The sequence below is a fragment of the Haliscomenobacter sp. genome (genome assembly GCF_965225875.1).
Taxonomy (GTDB): domain Bacteria; phylum Bacteroidota; class Bacteroidia; order Chitinophagales; family Saprospiraceae; genus Haliscomenobacter.
In genome coordinates this window covers 2,466,492-2,485,920 of the sequence record NZ_CBDDBS010000002.1, presented here as the reverse complement: position 1 = coordinate 2,485,920, position 19,429 = coordinate 2,466,492, and the positions used below count along the sequence as shown (strand labels likewise).

Genomic DNA, 19,429 nt, shown 5'->3' with positions numbered 1-19,429 from the left:
TCCTAAGGCTACCAGCGGGATTTTTTCTTGAGACCACTAGATTTTTTATTTGCTTTTGGTTTTTTCTGAAGTGTGTGAACCCTATCGCCTGTTGAAGCACTGCGATCGAGTAATGACGTACTTTTGGAATTGACGAGAACACCTTTAACGCATTTTGAGCTTGTGCAGTTGGTGTAGTGCATTACCTATTGTGTATGTACCGAGTGATTTTTTCAAGGGAAGCAATTGAACAGTAAGCAACCATATTTAAAAGAGGCTTTCAAAACTCAGCAAAATGTTATTCAAAATCATCCTGTCCGGTCATCTGGAGTTCGGATCCGACAGAACATTTGAGCTCGCACTCAATATGTTTTTGCAACGTGCAGAAACATATTACAAAAACGACATCCTGCTGAAACCCGAGGAGGTTTTTATCTCGGAAAAAAGTATGCTCGACGTTCCTCGTAGCATCATCAACACCGCTGCCGAAAAATCCTGGCGCAATACCGTACACCTGTTGGATACCATCGCTCAATATGCCATTGCAGGCAATATTGGGGCCTGGAAATTGGACAATGGTGCGCTGGTAGAGCATGCATTTATTGAACCCAAAGGTGACAAATCCGCGGTTCAGTCCTTCCTCCGTGGGCGTGAACTCCTGACTCAAGGGCAACAAAGTGAAGCCAAAGACGCACTGAGCAGCGCCATCGAAAAATACACCCGCAACGCTTTAGCTTACGAGCGGAGAGGGTACGTCAACTACAAATTGGGCAACGTTGGTGATGCCCTGTACGATTTCACCAAGAGTATTGATATCTATCCACATAGCCCCGACGCCTACATGGGGCGCGCCATCGTGAATTTACACCAGAAGAACTACGCTGCTGCTGCTGCTGACTTGGATATGGCCATCAGAACTTCGATTCCACACCAACCGATCCACTGGCGGGCTCGCCGGATGAAAGGAGAGTGCCACGTGGAGCTCAACGAATTTGCCAAGGCAGAATTTGAGCTCAAACTGGTGACCAACAAGACCTTCAAAGCGGAGGACTCCAACGCTGCATGGCAATCCACTGCTTTTTACAATTACGGTCGGGCACTTTATGGCATTGGGAAGTACAAAGAAGCTTTCCAGGCTGCCAGCAAAGCGCGGACGCTTTCTCAGGAGCCTTCTGCCGATTTGTTGCAATTCGTCAGTGTAGCTGCCGAAAAAGCAGGCGTCAGTAACTAATTGTACATTGGATTTTATGGTGAATCTAGCGGGGAACTGCTACCTCCAACCACTGATTTTTACTTCCATTCCTGATCTAATTGCTGCGGAAAGCACCCGACACGGGGGGCTTAGCCAAGGGGCTTATGCTGCCCTGAATGTGGGGATTTCTACTGAGGACGACCCGGCAGTGGTAGCAGAAAACCGACGCATTTTTTTCAATAGCCTGGGGCTTCAACCCGAGCAGATTGCCAGTTCCTATCAGGTACATGGCGATGCCGTGCTCAAAGTAGAAGCTCCCGGGCGCACCGATGGCTACGATGCCTTGATCACCCAGATGCCCAATGTTTTTTTGACGGTTACCATCGCCGATTGTACACCTATCCTCATTGCCGACCCTCACACGCGCGCGGTGGCGGCCATTCATGCGGGCTGGCGCGGTACGGCCGCGGAAATTGTGCGCAAAACGCTCATCCGAATGCAGGAAGAGTATGGCACCAAACCAGGCCATTGTTATGCCTACATTGGCACCTGTATCGATGAATGTTCCTTTGAGGTTAATGCAGACGTGGCGGATCATTTTGCCGCGGAGCACAAACGCTGGGACGAATCATTGCAGAAATATTTTGTGGATTTAAAAGCGGCAAACCGTGCACAATTGCTGGCCGCGGGTGTTCCTGCCGAACAAATTGAAGTCTCACCTTACTCTACGGTGCTGCACAATGAACACTTTTTCTCGTATAGGAAGGAGAAAGGGGTGACGGGCAGGATGGTAAATTTGATTGGGTTTAAGGGGTGAAGCTCAACATGTTTTTTTGTATTATTTTAACACTTCAGCTTCCTCATGATGCTTACCTACCCAGTAGCCCCCGTTGATACACGTCTTCAAATTTATTCCGCAACAGTACAATCAAGCTTTCATCCATAAAGGCATATTCGTCGGGAATGTACAGGCAAACTATTTTTTTCTGCGCATAGTACTCCGGGAATTTTGCTCGGATAAAATTGCGATGGCTCTTTTCCATTACGACAATGGCATCCGCCCAGTCCAACAAGTCCTTGTCCAACACCCGATCTGCCAACTGATGGGTACCTGCTGATTGCACTTCAAAACGAACGTCATCCCGGTAGATTTTTTCAGCGGTCGCGCTGCGCATTCGATTGGCTGTGCAGATGAAGAGGATTTTGCGCCGTTCAGTCATGCAAGTCCGCTTTTGCTTCGTTTAAAAAATAGAACACCAATTTTCGTTTGCGCTTATCCTTCAACAGTTGTTTGAGCTTTTCATAATGCGCCCTAATGAAAAAAAGATCATTTCCAGTACCCAAATTATAGGCCAAAACTTGATTCTGGCTCAGTTTGGAGTGCTCGTAATCCCCCTTAAGCATCTTGGCTTTTAAGTCCCAGCGATACTGCACATTGGTAGAGTCATTGATGATGTACTCTCCATTTTCACCAGATACGTAATACACCATCTTCAAAGTAAGTGGCTTCGTGTCGATGATTGTTGATTCCAACCATTTGCTGCGGTATGCTGGAATCATCGATAAATTCCCATTTTGTAACTCGCTCAAAACAGGCAATAGCTCACCCTCTTCATACCGATAAAAGTAATAATCAAACCACCAGATGCCGGTGCCACTAGCAAAATTTTCCTTGTAATATATTACCGTTTTGCCTGCTTCATCTACGTAATGTTCTATCTCCAAGCCGTAGCGATGCTCAATATGTTGTTTTGCTATACAGCGAGAGTTTTGGAAAAAATAAACTTCGGCACCCCAACTTGCCCCTGGCCCGAAGCTTAAAGCGAATTCACCTTTTTGGATGTTAAAAATGAACGATTCGGCTGGGAGTTTCCCTTCATGAAGCATTTCTTTTTGGTAGTTCAAATGGTATTTTTGGGCCAGACTTTCGCTTACCCATCCTTTTTTTGCCTCTTTCAGTAAGCGGCTAAAGTCTTCTTCACTCCAGCTTACTGCCAATGGCTGTATCCCATAAAACACCGAATCCGAATAATGCCTTGCTTCCTTCACCATCGGTTCAATCGGCAAACGCCCTACACTATCCAAAAAACTTTCCAACTGCTTTTCACTGTATGTCATTGGCCGGGCATTTTCGTCAACTGGTGCTGCGTTTTGCTGACAACCCACAATGGAAAACACCCCAAAGCACCCCACTACCAGATGATATAAATATGGTCGCATAAATTTTAGTTTGACAAATTGAATAAGGTAATTAATCCCCTCAGATTACAACTCAGCAAATAAGCCCTGAAAGGGCGGCATCTCCCAAAAACTGGGCATAGCCCGGTTGAATAACGCAACTAATTCCCTTCGGTTACACTCCGCAAATAAGCCCTGAAAGGGCGACATTCCCCCAAAACTGGGCATAGCCCGTTTTTTCTCACCAACCCGCCAGTGCGCTTCTACACCCCAAAGTGCGAAATCGCACAATTTTCACTTTTAAGTCGAAAATAATTAACTCAAAATCAACAACTTAATTTTGGCATACCTTTGGCTTTTACTCTTACAAAAGAGCCAAAAAAATGGATCGTGAACTCGCACCCGAAATCATCCGCAAACAACGCTTCAAAGGCTGGGGCTTCGCCCTCGTAGGCATCCTCGTGCTCGGTGGAGCCTATTTTCTGCTCAGCAAAATTCTACGCACCAACATCCGTACATCCGAACTCCGGATAGCCGTAGCCGAGTTGGGCAGCGTCGAAAACACCTTGACCGCCAGTGGGGAGGTCATCCCGGCATTTGAACAAGTACTCGCCAGCCCGATTCGAGCAAGTGTCAAACAGGTATTACTCAGCCCCGGCGCATCGGTTCGGCCAGGGCAACAAATCCTGGTGCTCGACAAATCCCTGTCCCTCATCGAACTCGAAAAACTGAAGGACCAGCTGGAACTCAAACGCAACGGCGTAGAAAAATTGAAGTACCAACTGGAAAAAGATGCACTCGATGCAGAACTCGATAACCAGATCAAAGGCCTTAGCATCAATCGCCAAAAAGCCGAATTGGAAGATACCCGCCGCTTGTTCAAAGTAGGTGGCCGTACCCAGGAAGACGTCAGCCGTGCCGAAAATGCCCTGAAAATTTCAGAACTTGAAAAAGACAAACTCGAAAATCAGGTGCGCTACAACCGCCAAGCCAAAAGCACGAACCTGCGCGAATCCGAACTCCAGGTCCGCATCGAAGAAACGGGTATGAAAGAACTCCAGCACAAGCTCAAAACTGCCGACATGGTGGCTGACCGCCCGGGTGTCCTAACTTGGGTCAACGACAAGGTGGGCACCACGGTGAATGAAGGCGAGATGCTGGCCAAAATTGCCGATTTAAAAAGTTTCCGTATCGAAGGTTCCGCCTCTGATGCCTATGCTGAACAAGTACAAGTGGGGCTGCCCGTGATCGTGCGGGTCAATGAAACCGACCTGCGCGGGATGATCACCCAAATCAAGCCTGCGGTTGAAAATGACGTGGTACAGTTTTCGGTACAACTCGACGACGCCCAAAACGCCATTCTGCGCCCGAGTATGAAAGTGGAAATTTTTGTAGTCACTAGCGATTCCAAACAATCGGTGCGGGTAGCCAATGGCCCTGCCTTCAATGGCAAAAAGCGCCAAACCGTTTTTGTGCTAGAAAATGGCATTGCCCGGCGCCGCGAAATTGAAGTGGGCTTGTCCAACTTCGATTATGTAGAAATCAAAAATGGGATTCGCCCCGGCGAGAAAGTCATCGTCAGCGACCTGAGCCGTTTTGAACACCTCCGTGAAATCACCCTGAAACCTTAATACCCATGCGTGTATCAATCACCCGACTGTTTTTACTTTTTTTGGGGAGCATGGCCCATTGCTGGTCCGTTGCGCAGGCACCTACACGTGCCTTGCGCCTGGACGCAGCCGTTGAACTGGCGCGTGGCCAATCCATTTCAGCCAAACAGGCCGCTACCCAAAAAGAAACCGCCTACTGGCGCTGGCGCAGTTATCAGTCTGATTTCAAGCCCCAATTGAGCTTGAGGGGCTCATTGCCCAGCTTCACCCGCTCCTTTTTAGAAGTGACGCAGCCCGATGGCAATATTGCTTTTTTGCCCGTTTCCTACAACAATTCTTCGCTCAACCTCGAACTGAGCCAAAGGATTTCGCGCACGGGAGGCACCGTTTTTGCCCAAAAGCAACTCCAGCGTTTTGATAATTTTATCCAAAACAGCACCTTGTACAATGGGATTCCTTTTGCCATCGGTATCCAGCAACCCCTCTCACAGTTCAACCTCTGGAAATGGGACAAACAAACCGAGCCACTCCAGTACAACGAAAGCCAACAGCAATACCTTGAAAACATGGAACAAGTGGCCCTCGACGCCACGGTGTATTATTTCAATCTGCTGATTGCACAGGTCAATTTGCAAATTGCCCAAACCAACTTAAGCAGCAGCGATACCTTGTACAAAATTGCCAATCAGAAGTTGGCTTTGGGTAAAATTTCACAAAATGACATCCTGCAATTGCAACTGGGTGTATTGAATGCACAAAAAGACCTGGCCAGTGCAACCCAGGCTGCGGAGGTGGCCCAATTGCAACTCAAAACCCACCTTTCGTACCGGGGTGATGAAAAGCTGGCGTTGGAAGTACCAACTCCTGGTCCGGCTTTCGCAGTGGATGCAAGCAAAGCCAGCCAGGAAGCCCTGAATAACCGCGCCGACGCCATTGCCTTCAAACGTCGCCTGCTCGAAGCTTCCCGCGAATTGAACCGGGCCAAAAGCAACAATGGCTTCAATGCAACCTTAACCGCTGCTTTTGGCCTCAGCAATCGGGGCAATCAGCCGCTCGACATCTACCAAAAGCCGCAGGATCGGGAATTCATCCAACTGGAGTTTTCCATCCCCCTGATGGACTGGGGCCGCAGCCGCTCACGCACCGCTACTGCCAAGGCCAATCTGCAATTGACCCAGCAAACCGTAGAACAAGACCGCATGAGTTTTGAGCAAGAGGTATTCACCCAGGTCACCTTGATGGGTATGCTACAACAGCAAGTAAGCCTCAACGCCCGCGCCGATCAAATTGCGGCAGAACGTTTCAAAATTGCCCAGGATCGCTTTTTGCTCAGCGACCTCAGCATCACCGATTTGAGCATCGCCATCCAGGAAAAAGACCGCGCCAAACGCGATTACATCCTGGTGTTGCGCGATTATTGGCGGGCGTATTACACGCTGCGTTTGTTGACTTTGTATGATTTTGAACAAAACAAAAAAATCCAATAGCGATGATAAAGTTATCCGGCATCGAAAAAGTGTACCGCACCAGTTCCATTGAAACCCTGGCCCTGGACAACATCAATGTAGACATTCAGAAAGGGGAGTTTGTGTCCATCATGGGCCCTTCGGGCTGTGGCAAAAGTACCCTGCTCAACATCATGGGGCTGCTCGATGAACCCTCCAAAGGTGAGGTGACCATCAACAATCGTCAACTGAAAGGATACAAGGACAAAGAATTGGCCCGGATCCGCAACCAGGAGATTGGCTTTATTTTCCAAAGTTTCCACCTCATCAACGACCTCTCAGTCTTGGATAATGTGGAAATTCCCTTGCTATACCGCCCAGGAAGCGGCAGCAATCGTCGGGAGTTGGCCAAAGAAGCTCTGGAAAAAGTGGGACTCAGCAACCGTATGAAACACTTCCCAACCCAACTTTCCGGGGGGCAAAAACAACGGGTCGCCATCGCGCGTGCCATCGTAGGTCGCCCCTCCCTCATTCTGGCCGATGAACCTACCGGAAACCTGGACAGCAACATGGGCAACGAAATCCTGAACATCCTGCTCCAACTCAACCAGGAAGGCAGCACCATCATCATGGTCACCCACGATGAAAACATGGCCAAACGCACCAATCGTCTGATCCGTCTCTTCGACGGTCGCCAGGTTTCATGATAGCATCCGCCAACCCACGGATTCATCCGTGGGAGGCCACCATAAAGCCCCACCCCACGAATTTATTCGTGGGCTATTCACGGGAAAAAACCTAGACTATGCTAAGCAATTACATAAAAATCGCCTGGAAGGTTCTCCTCCGCAACCCCTTCTACACCTTCATCAGCCTCTTCGGCATCAGCTTCACGCTGATGATCCTTTTGGTGTTGAGTGCTTTTCTGGACCACATGTTCGGGAGTCATTACCCTGAGCAACAACGCTCCCGTACACTGTATGTCCATTCCATTACTTTGAAGGATTCTTCCCGTACTTCGACCATGAAAGGCCCTATGTCGTACAAGTTTTTGAAAAAAAACCTGAGTGCACTGGGCGGCATCGAAGATTACGGCATCAGTGCCATATTCAAGACCACCAATGCTTATGTGGGTAGCAAGCGCATCAAACTCATGGTGAAATACGCGGACCCCGGGTTTTGGCGGGTCACCGATTTTGAACTATTAGAAGGCAAGTTTTTCAATGAATCTGACATCGACCAGGGTCAACACATTGCCGTCATCACCCAAAAAGTACGCGATGAGTACTTTGGGAAAACTGAATCGGTAGTGGGAAAACCCATTGAATTCAACGGGCTAAAATACCGCATCATTGGGATGATTAAAGGTGGGCCAGTGACCCACCCTTACACTTATTCGGACATTTTCCTGCCTTACAACAGCCCCAAGAGTGAATACGAGAGTGACTCAAAAAACGGCGCTTACATCGGCATTATCCGGGCGCGCAGTGCACGTGATCTTCCCGGCATCCAGCGCGAATTTGACGAACTGACTCAAAGAGGGTTGAAATTCCCTTTTATGGAAAATGGCATGAAAGTCGCTTATTTGGAAGCCAAGGCCCAGCCGTTTTTAACAGGTTTTATTTACGAATTTTTCCAATCCGAAAGCACCGAAATCTTTTTCACGGTTGTGTCGCTGTTTATGCTTTTGTTTATGGCCTTGCCAGCCATCAATTTGATCAACCTGAACATCAGCCGCATCATTGAGCGCTCTTCGGAGATCAGCATCCGCAAGGCATTTGGAGCACCTTCCAAGACCATCCTGTGGCAATTTGTGATTGAAAATGTATTCGTCACTTTGCTTGGGGCCATTATTGCGCTGGTATTTGCCCAAATTATTCTGAGCATTTTTAACCGTAGTGGCTTGATTCCCTATGCGGTGTTGAATGTCAATTACACGGTTTTTGGGATTGGTTTGTTGTTGGCTTTGGTGTTTGGCCTGATGTCGGGAGTAGTACCCGCCTGGCGCATGTCCAAACTAAAACCGGCAGAAGCTTTAAAAGGTGCTTAGGCTACTACTGTTTAGCTGTTTGCACATTCACTCATCGACTTATTCCAAACATATGATTCGGCATTTTTTTAAACTCATTTGGAACAAAAAACGCAGCAATGCTTTGCTGATCGTAGAAATACTGGTCGCATTTTTGGTCCTTTTTGGCGTCATGAGCCTGATGGCTTACAACTACCAAAACTACTCGCGCCCCTTGGGCTTCAAATACGAACAAGTCTGGTGCATCAACATCAGCTGGAACCAGGATACCGCCCAGATTGGAGAAAAACTCAAAAGCATCTACCAGCGCATCCGTTCCTACCCAGAGGTGGAAATTGCCAGCCGCACCAATGGCAATACCCCCTTTGCCAACAATCAGTCTAACCGGAATGTCAAATACAATAAGGTAACCATTCAGGGCGACATTTTCAGTACGGACGAGCACTACGCCAAAACACTGGGTATTGAGCTGGCAGAAGGCCGTTGGTACACCCGTGCCGATAAAGGAGCCAAACACACACCCGCAGTGATCAACCAGATGGCCAAAGAAAAAATGTTTGGCAATGAGAATCCTCTGGGGAAAGTCATTCAACTGGAAGGAGACGAACGTTGGAAAATTGTGGGCATCGTAGAGAATTTTAAACAACGCGGAAACTACCAAGCCAATACCCCTGCTTTTTTCAACCTGAGTGACTGGGACATGAGTTCTGTTTTGGTCAAGGTGAAACCAGGCGTGGATGCTAATTTTGAAGCCAAACTCATGCGCGAAATTGGGAACATGCAACCTGACTGGGTATTTGAGCTATCCTATCTCAAAACCTTGCGCAAGTCCATGAATCAACAAACCTCCATTCCTTCCCTGATTTTCAGCATCGTGTGTGGGTTCTTTTTGCTCAATGTGGCTTTGGGGCTTTTCGGTGTACTCACGCTTAACATCGCCAAGCGTAAGGATGAAATTGGTTTGCGCCGTGCTCTCGGGGCACCTGCACCCGCCATTACAGCCCATTTCGTAGGTGAAATGTGGGTAATTGCTACCTTGGCTGTGCTGGTAGGCTTGATTCTGGCCGTTCAATTCCCCTTGCTCAATGTGTTTGACCTGGAGGCCAGTGTTTATGTGATAGGTATGTTGTTGGCTACGCTTACAATCTACTTGCTGGTGACGCTTTGTGCACTGTACCCAAGTATTCAGGCTGCGCGGATACAGCCGGCTACGGCCTTGCATGAAGAATAGATTCCAAACAGTTCTTCATCCCGAATTTTAATTTCAAGAAAGTATCAGAATCACGGAGTGATTTAATTTTGAATAGCCGCGGTCGTCCGCGGAAAAATGCCCAGCGGAATGTACCACAACCGCGGCAGCGGTTGAATAAACCGGGCAGAAATTCAACCGCTGCCGCGGTTGTGAAACGGCGCAAAATCGCTAAATCCGCGGACGACCGCGGCTATTCAAAATTCAACCGCTGCCGCGGTTAGATGTGCAAAATTCGTGATATCGAACAGTTTCTTCAATCTGCTCAACTATTTAGATTTTTTCCGATCTTGCCCCAAAAATAGCCCAATGGAAACAACCCAAACCCAACTCTACGATGCCCTCGGCGAACTCATTTATGCCCTAGCCAAGGTAGATGGCCTGATCGACGAAGCCGAAATCGGCAAATTGGAAGAAATATTGCGGAGCCACCCCTGGTCCAATGAAATCAAGTGGTCATTTGACTACGAAAACCGTAAGGCCAATAGTGTAGACGAAGCTTTTGCCAAAGCCCTACAAACCTGTAAAGACTTTGGGCCTTCTCCCGAGTATACTTTTGCGATTGAGGTGCTCCAGGCCGTGGCTGAGGCAAGTGAAGGAACCAGTGTGCAGGAGTCGGGGATGATTGAGCGTTTTCAGCGGGAGTTGACAGATTATTTTCAGGGGCAGTGAAATCTTCCCCTAGCTTCCCAAATTACATTTGAGAAAAACCAGTTTACGCTTCAGATGAGCTGATTGTAACAATTCAGGCCACTTCTTTCGGCATTGGCAGCATTTCTATATCATCGATCAAATCCAGTTGCAGTACACTATGTCCATCTTCTTCGTGGTACATGGGTTTGAACTTCCCATTACACACTAGATCAGCATAGACATAAGAGGTTTTGCTGTGTACGTTTTGAGAAAAGGTTTCGTCAAAACCGCTGATGAGGATGACGAATTCGGGTTGCATTTTTTCCAGCGCCGCCCCCATCTTTCCATACAAAGGGCTAGATTCATCAATTGGATGTACAATGGTCCAGTTCAACGGAAACAAATTCACTTTATCCCGATCCAGTGGAAGCGCCAGAAATTTGCGGGTAAAATGCCCATTGTGTTCCTCCAACCAGGCCATGGTAACCTTTGCTTCCAGGTTGATGATGCTGTTGTTGCGCAGGTTGGCGATGCGAAACATAAAGGCAGATCCATCCCGAAAAGGGCTAATCACTGCTTTTTTGCTGAATAAAATCCGGCCCTTGGGACGAGAAAACCGCGCATACAACAACCCCGTGGCGATCGCAAAAGTCATTAAACCCAACAGTGCCTCAAAAGAAGCCAAAGCACTGGCCATAAAACCATGTGGACTGATGTGGCCGTAGCCTACGGTTGTAAGGGTTTGGGCGCTAAAAAAATACAAGTCGGCAAATTGGAGCATTTCAGTATTGTCGGACAGTCCATTAAACTGTTCGGGGCCAAGCAGATAAAAGAATGCGGCGAAAATAAAATTGGCCGTAATGTAAAAAAGTAAAACCAGGAGGATGAACTTGCCCCAGGACATTTCCACCAGACTTTGGTACGGATTCCAGGTCCAGAGCCCCTTGCGCACCACATTGAAGCTGCCATCCTGATTCAGGAGGCGGTCGCCGGGAGTGTTCAGTTTGTTGCCAAAACCAAGATCGTTTTCTTCAGGGCGATTGTTTCTTCGCCCACTAAAACCAGACATTCGCATAGGTCAGCACTTATTTAGAATAAAAATGGTCTGAATCTTTAAAAGTTCAAGCACCTTTCAACTTCAGGCCATCTTGGCAAGTATTAATTGTGAACTGCCTTTCTTTTTTTAAAAGTTATGATCAAATTGATGATGAATAAAAGTTGGATTAAGAAAAAAGCAATCATGGCCACAAAAATGGCTTTATTTACTAGACTGAAAGTCAAATAAGGCCGTATATCATTGAATAAATAATATCTTCTTGGTGCCATAGGATTCATCCCAATTCCTATTTGCATAACCCCTACATAAAAAACAATACTTGAACTGATTGATCCAAATAAGTGCAAGTTTTGTAACCATTTGTTCCATTTATATCCTAAAAGATAGAATTTCCAATAGACAAAAAGGTAAAAAATAATCAACATGGGGTATGCACCATAAATAATTGCCTTAGCGAATGCATTACTTTGGTGTACAATAAATAATTGGTCAAAAAACAATACACTACTTATGCAAAAAAAATTAATGCCCAATAATGGCCATAAACTAAGGTGGAATTTCCAGAATGAAACTGAGATCATTGTTTTCAAGGTTAAAAACAGGAGGTGAAATTTTTGATTTCACCTCCTGAAACACTATCCTATGCTTGCAGATTCCATCCACTGCGGTATTCTCTACCCACAAATTGGTTGGCATCTTCAAAGTTGGTGATTTTCATAGAAGTCCCATCCCACAACAGTTTCTGACGACCATAGAAACTCATGCTATTGTTGGCATTCTGTTTGCGCAGGTTGTAGCTGCGGATGGCCAGGTTACCCATCAGCACCGTTTCGGTGAGTGGTCCGGAGTAGTCGAAAGAGGATGTCAAAGCCAGGTGTTCCTTGCTTCCGAAACCCGCTTTACAAGCTTCCGTCCAGGAGCGTTGGTGGCCGTATTCGGGCACCGTTGGCGTTCCGGGAGCTGGTGGAGTAACCGGTGGCATTTCCAGTTTGGTGCCATTTTTAAGGTACACCTTGGGCACCAGACCATAGGTTCCACAAGTCATTACCCCTTTGGTACCAACCATAATTACCCCGTTGGAGCTATCGTTGTCGCCAATTGGGTCGCTAGCTGGAATCAAGTCCGGGTGGAAAGCGCGAATCCCGCCATCGGTCCAGATCATGGTCACCGGCGAAGCATTCCGCTTGGTTGCCGGGAATTTGATTTGCACATGCGAGGAAGGAGGGCAACCTTCAGGAATGTATTCAGGCGTCCAGTCTTTGAGGAAAACCTGGCCTACACTACATTCAACTTCAGTTGGATAACCCAGACCCAAAACGCGGAAAGCAGGATCGATCAGGTGGCAACCCATGTCACCCAGTGCACCAGTACCAAAGTTCCACCAGCCCCGCCACTTGAAGGGGTGGTATAGTGGATGGTAGTCTACATAATTGGCCGGGCCGATGAACAGATCCCAGTTCTCCTTGCTCATGGTTTCGGGCAGAGCTGGTTTTTCGGTAGGCACAGGGATGCCTTGTGGCCATACGGGGCGGTTGGTCCAAATGTATACGGTGTGCACCTTACCCACCAAACCCTTGTCCAACCAAGCCATCATTTGTTGTTGGGTAGGGTTGGAGGCACCCTGGTTGCCCATTTGCGACACCACTTTGTACTTGCGGGCTGCTTCGGTCAACATCCGCGCTTCCTTGATGTTGTGGGTCAAGGGCTTTTGGACGTACACGTGTTTGCCCAATTGCATTGCTGCCATCGCCGCTGCTGCGTGGGTATGGTCGGGAGTGGAAATGGTTACCGCGTCGATATCGTTTTTCATTTCCGACAACATCACCCGAAAGTCAGCGTACTTTTTAGCAGTTGGAAACTTGTCGATACTGGCTTTTGCGCGGCCAAAATCCACGTCGCACAATGCCACAACATTGTTGGCTCCGTTGGCCCAGGCATTGGCAATGTCGGAAGTACCCTTGCCACCTGCGCCAATGGCGGCAATATTGAGTTTATCGCTAGGTGGAATAAAGCCACGCCCCAGTACATGCCGGGGTACAATGGTTAGGCCACCAATCGCCAAGGCAGCATTTTTGACAAACTTACGCCGCGAAGCACCTGACGTAGTTATTTGTTTGTTCTTGCTCATGATTAGGTAATGATTAATCGATAGTCAAAAGAATTGGCTGAATTTATGGAATTAAAACAGAAAGCCCAAAGCAAAGCGCCTGTTTAAATTGTCGCTTTGTTAGCTTACCTTTGTATTTGAATTTCATATGTATGAAAATAGAATTGCGTAACCTCCAGTATGAAGATTACTTCATGCAAAAAGATGCCATGATTGAAGCGTATGCTGGCATTGGAGGCGATTATTGGCATGAAAAAGACATTCAAACCCTTTTGCGCATTTTCCCCGAAGGACAGTTGTGTGTTTTGGTAGACGGGAAAGTGGTAGCCTCCGCTTTGTCCATCATCGTCAATTACCGTAAGTACGGCGATAGCCATAGCTTTGAGGAAATCACCGGGGCTTATACCTTTTCTACCCATGATCCCAACGGAGACGTTTTGTACGGTATTGAAATGTTTGTGCATCCCGATTATCGAGGCTTACGCCTGGGACGCCGCCTGTACGATGCACGCAAGGAACTGTGCGAAAACCTCAATCTGCGGGCCATTATCGCCGGAGGCCGGATTCCAAATTTTAAAAACTTTTCCGATAGCCTGACCCCCCGGGAATACATTGAAAAAGTCAAACTAAAGGACATTTACGACCCAACCTTGACTTTTCAGATGTCTAACGGTTTTCACGTAAAAAAAATCCTCAAGAACTACTTACCGGGTGATACCGAATCCAAGGAGTTTGCAACCCTACTGGAGTGGAACAATATTTATTACGTCGAAAACCAACAAGTACAACTCATCAACGTACCCAAGCAGGTGGTGCGCCTGGGTTTGGTACAATGGCAGATGCGTTTGTTCGACAACTTTGAAGCTCTGGTAGAGCAGGTGGAATTTTTTGTGGACGCAATCAGCGATTTTAAGTCGGACTTTATTCTTTTCCCGGCTATGTTCAACGCCCCTTTGATGGCTGATTACAACCACATGGGGGAGGCCAAAGCGGTACGGGAATTGGCCAAACATACCGAGCCAATGCTCAACAAGTTTGTTGAAATGGCCATGGCTTACAATACCAACATCATCACGGGCAGTATGCCCATTGTGGAAAATGGCTCTTTGCTCAATGTGAGTTATGTATGTCGCCGCGATGGTACCTGGGAAAGTTGTTACAAAATCCATCCGGTACCATCCGAGGAGTCGGCCTGGGGGATGGTCGGCGCCAGCAAGATCAAAGTTTTTGATACTGATGCGGGGCGGATTGGAATTTTGATCGACTATGATGTTTGTTTCCCAGAGTTGGCGCGTTGGTTTACCAAGCATGGTGGTGTACAAATCATCTTTGTTCCCTTCCTGACTGAAACCCAAAATAGCTATAACCGCATTCGCATCTGCGCCCAATCGCGGGCCATTGAAAACGAATGTTACGTGGCCATTGCCGGTTGTGTAGGTAATTTGCCGAAGGTCAACAACATGGATATCCAGTTTGCCCAATCAGCAATCTTCACGCCCTCCGATTTTTCTTTCCCCAGCAATGGCATTCGGGCCGAGGCTACGCCCAATACCGAAATGACCGTAATTGCGGATGTTGATCTGGAATTGTTGAAGGAATTACACGAATTTGGAAGTGTGCAAGTGTTTAAAAATCAACGCAAAGACTTGTACGAGGTGCGTTTCAAAAACAAACCGTAGGGACGACCCTATGTGGTCGCCCCTACGGTGGGGTAACCACGTAGGGTTATCCGTACCGGGCGGCCAAAATATTTTTTCATGCTGATCAAACTAAAAAATGATTCGTGACGTTTCCTAATGGTTCTAAAATCCGGTGCCCAAAACCCAGCGCGAAGCCAAAATATAATTTTTGGTAATCTCCTTATTTTGTGGCATTAAATTTTATATTTGCGCTTTATTTTGATAAGTAAAATTCCCATTATGGAGAATGAAGTAGTAAGGTATTCAGATGCTGAGTTGGATGAATTCAAAGTGCTGATTGAGACCAAACTGGAGCGTGCAAGTACCCATCTGAGCGGGCTTCAAGAACAAATTCTTGAAATTACCGAAAATACCAGCGACGAACACGGAGGCGACTGGGTAGACGATAGTAGCATCAACAACGACGTTGAAATGCTCAACAATATGGCTATTCGCCAGCGGATGTACATCCAGGATCTGGAGAATGCCCTGGTGCGGATCAAAAACAAGACCTACGGCATTTGTAGCCTCACCGGTCAGTTGATCGATAAGCGTCGTTTGTTGGCGGTGCCTACCACTACCAAAAGTTTGGCTGCTAAAGTGGCCGAACAAGTGCCTGCACCTGAAAAGAAAGAACGGGTTGAAATTGAAAGACCAGTGGTGGAGAAAAAGCCAGTGGAAAAGAAACCCGTCGAAAAACGCATCACCACCACGATTATTCGCAAATCTTCACCAGGTAAGAAAAAGTCGGTTGACATTGAAGACCTGGAAGACGAAGACGATGAACTGGGCATTGGCAAAGACATGTTCTTTGACGATGATCAGGATATTTTATACGGTGCGGTTTCCGATCTTGAAGATGATCTGGAAGATACTTCCTCCAGTGGTGCCGACGACGACGATGAAGACCTCATGGGTGGCATCGGTATGGGTGGAGCTGACGATGGTAGCGACGACGACGACGGTGATGACTATTAATCTACAGCCTAGATTAAAAAAATTATACCTAGTTCGTTGCTAATTCTTTATTGTTTTTTTACCTTTGCGTTCCCAAATGGGGAGTAAGCAATATTTTTCTGTCAGAACCATCAAATATCATCATTCATTATGCTGATCATCGAAATCAAAGATGGCGAAAGCATCGACAAGGCGCTCAAACGCTATAAGCGGAAATTTCAAAATGCAGGCGTAATCAAAGAATTGCGCAGACGTAAGGAATTCGTGAAACCATCCGTTAAGCGCAGAGGCGAAGTGTTAAAGGCAGTTTACCGCGAGAAAATGCTCGACGAGCAAGAAAACACGCCAAACTAAGTTCTACCGAATTCTTTTCGGCGGACAGCCGATTGCTATACACGCCAAGAGAGGAAATCCTCTCACAAAAAAAGCAGTACCAATCATCCACGTGTTGATTGGTACTGCTTTTTTTGTGGTAGTTGCAAATGAAACCTTTGCGAAGGGATTCGTTTAGCCCCTTACTCCAACTCAAAACTAACCTTTACATTTCCGGCACCCAATGCAGCAGCAAGACCTGAAGCGTCATCAATCCGTCCAATCTTGGTGTAAGTATAAGCTGTTGAAAAAGACTCGTAGAAAAGCACCAAAGTATTCGAGCCATAAAGCATCAAATCCCCTGTATGGATTGTCCCTGGGTTGGATGCGTTTGCGGGTAAGTTGCTGGGCAAGCGAACATATTTTTCGTTGCCGTTCAGCTCGATCATTTCCAGGGTCATTGGTAGCATTTTTTTCAGCGCAGTTGCTGTGGCATTATCCCCAAGTGTTGCGCTAAAGGTTTTTGCGCCAACCACGATTTTTAGTTTGTTTTGCATGTCAGCGTTGTTGTTTTGGATTGTTGTTTCCTCCGTAATTGGGTTAACATTCTTCGAACAAAATGATGTTCCTGCAATAAAAATTGTCATCAATACAAAGCTTATCCAAGCGTGTTTCATGGGTTGATGGTATTGAGGATCATCCAATCTAATTGGCTCTCCGGCTCTCATCTTATCGAAGATGTCCCGATTGTGTGGTTCTGCTTTGTCCATTTTCTTTGTGCTTCTAGTACGGCACAAAGGTACTTTGGTCATTACTCCTGAACATAATGACAATCAAACCAATCATTAAGCAATTCAAATCATTTCAGCCCGAACTGAGGAGGGAACTTTTCCGGTAATGCGCTTGAAATAGTTGTTGAAGTAGGTAGGATATTCAAAACCCAAGGCATAGGCAACCTCGGCAATGGTCCAGTCGGTGTGCAGCAGCAATGCCTTGGCTTCGGTAATGATGCGGGCGGAAATATGCTTGGAGGTAGATTTGCCGGTGATCTCTTTCACCGAACGGTTCAGGTGATTGACGTGCACAGCCAAACCATTGGCAAAATCTTGCGGCGTTTTTAGGCATAGCGGTTTGTCTACCCTCTCAATAGGGAACTGCCTTTCCAATAGTTCCAAAAAAACCTGGGTAATTCTGGACGCCGCGTTTTGGTGTTGGTAGTAATTTTCGGAGGGCCGTAACTTTAAGGCTTCATGAAGGATCAAATGGATGTAATTGCGCATCAGATCGGCTTTGTGCACATAATCAGACTGTTGCTCTTCAATCATCTTTTGAAAAATCACATTTAGAAAGGCTCGTTGTTCGGTACTGATGTTTAAAACAGGTGTACCACCAACCTTGAACAGGGGAGATTGTTGCAGGCTTTCGGCGCGTTCAGACAGGTTGAAAAACTCTTCGGAAAAGAGACAGGTGTAGCCCACATACTCGCTGGAGATGGTTTCCCAGGAGTAGGGGATATGTGGATTGCCAAAAAACAAAACTGTACCCTTGGTTTCAAAACTCCGGTCGGCGTAGTGAATGATGCTCTGGCCGGTGGTCAGGCAAATTTTATAAAAATCCTTTCGGCTGTAAATGCGGGTTGCATTGCCGTCACTTTCGATTTGGAAGACATTGAAGCCTTTTAACTTTAGTTCATTGTTGAAGGCCGAAAGGGAGCGTGTGGCTTTGTTTTGCATGGGGTGAAGTTAAGAAAATCAAATAAGGTGGGGGGATTTTGTTGTGGTGACTACATTGTCACCTGTTCGGGGCACAATTGTTGATGTCGTTGATATGCCTCGTAGCCCAGATTGGATGGGGTAAATCAAGCTAGGAGGGGTTAGTTAGATGTTAAATTTATAATTTGGATTTCTGATCGTCCTTTTCCATTTAACGAGAATTTTTTTAGACTAACCAGCATAAGACCATCACTTGGGATAGTTGACATAGGCGCATAAAAAAGGTCACTCTCACCAGATACTTTTTGCAAGGATTGAGCTCCAGCTTTGGTCAAAGATTTTTTTAACAACTCAAAATTTCCAATAAAAGCAACTGCAAGTTCAAGTTGTTTAACTCTTTTTGAGTAATTAAGGTCATAAACTACATGTTCATCGGGCTCTATTTTCCTAAAATATAGGGGTGATAGTAAGCTCAGGTCAGGTGCGAAATAAACACTAATCATGTCTCCGTTCTCACCTTGATCATTGTTTTCACATAGCCATATTGCTGAATTGGAAAGGTTCTCGAAAACAATCTTTATCCCAGTTTTCTTCTGCTCATTTGAAAGCATGATGCTCAATCCGATTTTTTTTGGGAAAACGTAATGAAAATTATGCTTTGTTTTTACCTCTATTATGGTATCCTTCAAACCAAAGGTTGATATTTTTTCCAGATCATTTTGGGAAAAGCAATATCCCTGAATTGAAGCTAGGCACATACTGAAGAAGAGTAATCTAATCATATTAATTTTTCTTTTGATTCTAATAGGCTATCAATTGTACTTTTTTAACCGTCGGAGCATAACCTAGTCTGACGAATCAATGATTTTAAATAAATACCACTTACCATCTCTATTTACAAAGTAATGCTCAAAAAAAAGACCAGTGTCCACTCCTTGTAACTCTACCGAAACAGTATCTCTAGCAATTTTTTTTGAATTGATTAGAAGCTCTACATTCCAATCAATTTCATCAAATGATGTATGATTTACAATCATTTTTTTTGTGACTAGTTTATTTTCAACTAGGTCATGTGTGGTCTGGATTGATTCAAGAATAAGAGGCTTATCAATCCTCGAAACTTGGAAGATTGAATCTTTTTTAAAATTTTCGAAAAACAAGTTAAAGTTTTCTCTATTTAACTTTGATAAATTATTCTCATCACTACTTTTATCTCGAAATTGATTGCAACCAATGGAGAAAAAAATCATGGATAAAAAGGCAACTATCCTCATTATTAATCTTTTTCTT

At 46.1% G+C, this 19,429-nt stretch carries 20 protein-coding genes; 11 read left to right on the top strand and 9 right to left on the bottom strand.

Annotation, left to right across the window (positions count from 1 at the left end):
• The first annotated feature begins 274 nt into the window (after positions 1 to 274).
• On the top strand, positions 275 to 1,210 hold the full coding sequence (locus ACO08K_RS12585; RefSeq protein WP_421796750.1) for a tetratricopeptide repeat protein: 936 nt from the start codon (positions 275 to 277) through the stop codon (positions 1,208 to 1,210).
• 16 nt (positions 1,211 to 1,226) lie between these two features.
• Complete coding sequence (pgeF, locus tag ACO08K_RS12580; RefSeq protein WP_421796749.1) at positions 1,227 to 1,988, top strand: peptidoglycan editing factor PgeF; 762 nt, start codon at positions 1,227 to 1,229, stop codon at positions 1,986 to 1,988.
• A 52-nt stretch (positions 1,989 to 2,040) separates the two neighbouring features.
• Here pgeF and ACO08K_RS12575 read toward each other — a convergent pair whose 3' ends face one another.
• The gene (locus ACO08K_RS12575) at positions 2,041 to 2,391 is read right to left on the bottom strand and encodes a low molecular weight protein tyrosine phosphatase family protein (protein ID WP_421796748.1); all 351 of its coding nucleotides are present in this window, start codon (positions 2,389 to 2,391) and stop codon (positions 2,041 to 2,043) included.
• Positions 2,384 to 3,391: a hypothetical protein gene (locus tag ACO08K_RS12570; RefSeq protein WP_421796747.1), complete on the bottom strand. Its 1,008-nt coding sequence runs from the start codon at positions 3,389 to 3,391 to the stop codon at positions 2,384 to 2,386. The genes ACO08K_RS12575 and ACO08K_RS12570 overlap by 8 nt, the downstream gene beginning before the upstream one ends.
• Before the next feature lie 341 nt (positions 3,392 to 3,732).
• On the opposite strand from ACO08K_RS12570, the gene ACO08K_RS12565 reads away from it, so the two are divergent.
• The 6 genes from ACO08K_RS12565 (at position 3,733) to ACO08K_RS12540 (ending at position 10,354) form a co-directional block, all read left to right on the top strand.
• Positions 3,733 to 4,980 carry an efflux RND transporter periplasmic adaptor subunit gene (locus ACO08K_RS12565; RefSeq protein WP_421796746.1) on the top strand — a complete coding sequence of 416 codons (1,248 nt, stop codon included), beginning with the start codon at positions 3,733 to 3,735 and terminating at the stop codon, positions 4,978 to 4,980.
• Between the two features lie 5 nt (positions 4,981 to 4,985).
• Complete coding sequence (locus ACO08K_RS12560; protein WP_421796745.1) at positions 4,986 to 6,446, top strand: TolC family protein; 1,461 nt, start codon at positions 4,986 to 4,988, stop codon at positions 6,444 to 6,446.
• 2 nt (positions 6,447 to 6,448) lie between these two features.
• Positions 6,449 to 7,111: an ABC transporter ATP-binding protein gene (locus ACO08K_RS12555; protein ID WP_421796744.1), complete on the top strand. Its 663-nt coding sequence runs from the start codon at positions 6,449 to 6,451 to the stop codon at positions 7,109 to 7,111.
• A 98-nt stretch (positions 7,112 to 7,209) separates the two neighbouring features.
• Positions 7,210 to 8,454 carry an ABC transporter permease gene (locus ACO08K_RS12550; RefSeq protein ID WP_421796743.1) on the top strand — a complete coding sequence of 415 codons (1,245 nt, stop codon included), beginning with the start codon at positions 7,210 to 7,212 and terminating at the stop codon, positions 8,452 to 8,454.
• Positions 8,455 to 8,506: 52 nt separating this feature from the next.
• Positions 8,507 to 9,664, top strand: coding sequence for an ABC transporter permease (locus ACO08K_RS12545; RefSeq protein ID WP_421796742.1), 1,158 nt, complete (start codon positions 8,507 to 8,509; stop codon positions 9,662 to 9,664).
• Positions 9,665 to 9,991: 327 nt separating this feature from the next.
• On the top strand, positions 9,992 to 10,354 hold the full coding sequence (locus ACO08K_RS12540; RefSeq protein ID WP_421796741.1) for a TerB family tellurite resistance protein: 363 nt from the start codon (positions 9,992 to 9,994) through the stop codon (positions 10,352 to 10,354).
• A 73-nt stretch (positions 10,355 to 10,427) separates the two neighbouring features.
• Here the strand turns inward: ACO08K_RS12540 and ACO08K_RS12535 are convergent, their stop codons facing one another.
• From ACO08K_RS12535 to ACO08K_RS12525, 3 genes are all read right to left on the bottom strand, one after another.
• Entirely contained in the window at positions 10,428 to 11,390 is a 963-nt protein-coding gene (locus ACO08K_RS12535) for an ion channel (RefSeq protein ID WP_421796740.1), read from the bottom strand.
• A gap of 83 nt (positions 11,391 to 11,473) precedes the next feature.
• Positions 11,474 to 11,953: a hypothetical protein gene (locus tag ACO08K_RS12530; RefSeq protein WP_421796739.1), complete on the bottom strand. Its 480-nt coding sequence runs from the start codon at positions 11,951 to 11,953 to the stop codon at positions 11,474 to 11,476.
• A 59-nt stretch (positions 11,954 to 12,012) separates the two neighbouring features.
• On the bottom strand, positions 12,013 to 13,500 hold the full coding sequence (locus tag ACO08K_RS12525; protein ID WP_421796738.1) for a Gfo/Idh/MocA family oxidoreductase: 1,488 nt from the start codon (positions 13,498 to 13,500) through the stop codon (positions 12,013 to 12,015).
• Positions 13,501 to 13,631: 131 nt separating this feature from the next.
• Between ACO08K_RS12525 and ACO08K_RS12520 the strand changes: the two genes are divergently transcribed.
• The 3 genes from ACO08K_RS12520 (at position 13,632) to rpsU (ending at position 16,469) form a co-directional block, all read left to right on the top strand.
• Positions 13,632 to 15,158, top strand: a complete 1,527-nt coding sequence (locus ACO08K_RS12520; protein ID WP_421796737.1) for a GNAT family N-acetyltransferase — start codon at positions 13,632 to 13,634, stop codon at positions 15,156 to 15,158.
• A gap of 240 nt (positions 15,159 to 15,398) precedes the next feature.
• On the top strand, positions 15,399 to 16,136 hold the full coding sequence (locus ACO08K_RS12515) for a TraR/DksA family transcriptional regulator (protein WP_421796736.1): 738 nt from the start codon (positions 15,399 to 15,401) through the stop codon (positions 16,134 to 16,136).
• A 129-nt stretch (positions 16,137 to 16,265) separates the two neighbouring features.
• Positions 16,266 to 16,469, top strand: a complete 204-nt coding sequence (gene rpsU / locus ACO08K_RS12510) for a 30S ribosomal protein S21 (protein WP_320027817.1) — start codon at positions 16,266 to 16,268, stop codon at positions 16,467 to 16,469.
• A 161-nt stretch (positions 16,470 to 16,630) separates the two neighbouring features.
• On the opposite strand, the gene ACO08K_RS12505 is transcribed toward rpsU, so the two are convergent.
• From ACO08K_RS12505 to ACO08K_RS12490, 4 genes are all read right to left on the bottom strand, one after another.
• The gene (locus ACO08K_RS12505; protein ID WP_421796735.1) at positions 16,631 to 17,197 is read right to left on the bottom strand and encodes a cyclophilin-like fold protein; all 567 of its coding nucleotides are present in this window, start codon (positions 17,195 to 17,197) and stop codon (positions 16,631 to 16,633) included.
• Between the two features lie 84 nt (positions 17,198 to 17,281).
• The gene (locus ACO08K_RS12500) at positions 17,282 to 18,160 is read right to left on the bottom strand and encodes a helix-turn-helix domain-containing protein (protein WP_421796734.1); all 879 of its coding nucleotides are present in this window, start codon (positions 18,158 to 18,160) and stop codon (positions 17,282 to 17,284) included.
• Positions 18,161 to 18,300: 140 nt separating this feature from the next.
• Positions 18,301 to 18,921, bottom strand: a complete 621-nt coding sequence (locus tag ACO08K_RS12495) for a hypothetical protein (protein WP_421796733.1) — start codon at positions 18,919 to 18,921, stop codon at positions 18,301 to 18,303.
• 63 nt (positions 18,922 to 18,984) lie between these two features.
• Positions 18,985 to 19,413, bottom strand: a complete 429-nt coding sequence (locus ACO08K_RS12490) for a hypothetical protein (RefSeq protein WP_421796732.1) — start codon at positions 19,411 to 19,413, stop codon at positions 18,985 to 18,987.
• Between the last annotated feature and the right edge of the window lie 16 nt (positions 19,414 to 19,429).

Excerpts from the sequence above, each read along its gene's own strand:
- ACO08K_RS12555 (WP_421796744.1), top strand. The coding sequence starts at position 6,449 with ATGATAAAGTTATCCGGCATCGAAAAAGTGTACCGCACCAGTTCCATT.
- ACO08K_RS12550 (WP_421796743.1), top strand. The coding sequence starts at position 7,210 with ATGCTAAGCAATTACATAAAAATCGCCTGGAAGGTTCTCCTCCGCAAC.
- ACO08K_RS12495 (WP_421796733.1), bottom strand. The coding sequence starts at position 18,921 with ATGATTAGATTACTCTTCTTCAGTATGTGCCTAGCTTCAATTCAGGGA.
- rpsU (WP_320027817.1), top strand. The coding sequence starts at position 16,266 with ATGCTGATCATCGAAATCAAAGATGGCGAAAGCATCGACAAGGCGCTC.
- ACO08K_RS12505 (WP_421796735.1), bottom strand. The coding sequence starts at position 17,197 with ATGGACAAAGCAGAACCACACAATCGGGACATCTTCGATAAGATGAGA.
- ACO08K_RS12570 (WP_421796747.1), bottom strand. The coding sequence starts at position 3,391 with ATGCGACCATATTTATATCATCTGGTAGTGGGGTGCTTTGGGGTGTTT.
- ACO08K_RS12490 (WP_421796732.1), bottom strand. The coding sequence starts at position 19,413 with ATGAGGATAGTTGCCTTTTTATCCATGATTTTTTTCTCCATTGGTTGC.
- ACO08K_RS12565 (WP_421796746.1), top strand. The coding sequence starts at position 3,733 with ATGGATCGTGAACTCGCACCCGAAATCATCCGCAAACAACGCTTCAAA.
- pgeF (WP_421796749.1), top strand. The coding sequence starts at position 1,227 with ATGGTGAATCTAGCGGGGAACTGCTACCTCCAACCACTGATTTTTACT.
- ACO08K_RS12515 (WP_421796736.1), top strand. The coding sequence starts at position 15,399 with ATGGAGAATGAAGTAGTAAGGTATTCAGATGCTGAGTTGGATGAATTC.
- ACO08K_RS12575 (WP_421796748.1), bottom strand. The coding sequence starts at position 2,391 with ATGACTGAACGGCGCAAAATCCTCTTCATCTGCACAGCCAATCGAATG.
- ACO08K_RS12585 (WP_421796750.1), top strand. The coding sequence starts at position 275 with ATGTTATTCAAAATCATCCTGTCCGGTCATCTGGAGTTCGGATCCGAC.
- ACO08K_RS12545 (WP_421796742.1), top strand. The coding sequence starts at position 8,507 with ATGATTCGGCATTTTTTTAAACTCATTTGGAACAAAAAACGCAGCAAT.
- ACO08K_RS12560 (WP_421796745.1), top strand. The coding sequence starts at position 4,986 with ATGCGTGTATCAATCACCCGACTGTTTTTACTTTTTTTGGGGAGCATG.
- ACO08K_RS12535 (WP_421796740.1), bottom strand. The coding sequence starts at position 11,390 with ATGCGAATGTCTGGTTTTAGTGGGCGAAGAAACAATCGCCCTGAAGAA.
- ACO08K_RS12520 (WP_421796737.1), top strand. The coding sequence starts at position 13,632 with ATGAAAATAGAATTGCGTAACCTCCAGTATGAAGATTACTTCATGCAA.
- ACO08K_RS12530 (WP_421796739.1), bottom strand. The coding sequence starts at position 11,953 with ATGATCTCAGTTTCATTCTGGAAATTCCACCTTAGTTTATGGCCATTA.
- ACO08K_RS12540 (WP_421796741.1), top strand. The coding sequence starts at position 9,992 with ATGGAAACAACCCAAACCCAACTCTACGATGCCCTCGGCGAACTCATT.
- ACO08K_RS12525 (WP_421796738.1), bottom strand. The coding sequence starts at position 13,500 with ATGAGCAAGAACAAACAAATAACTACGTCAGGTGCTTCGCGGCGTAAG.
- ACO08K_RS12500 (WP_421796734.1), bottom strand. The coding sequence starts at position 18,160 with ATGCAAAACAAAGCCACACGCTCCCTTTCGGCCTTCAACAATGAACTA.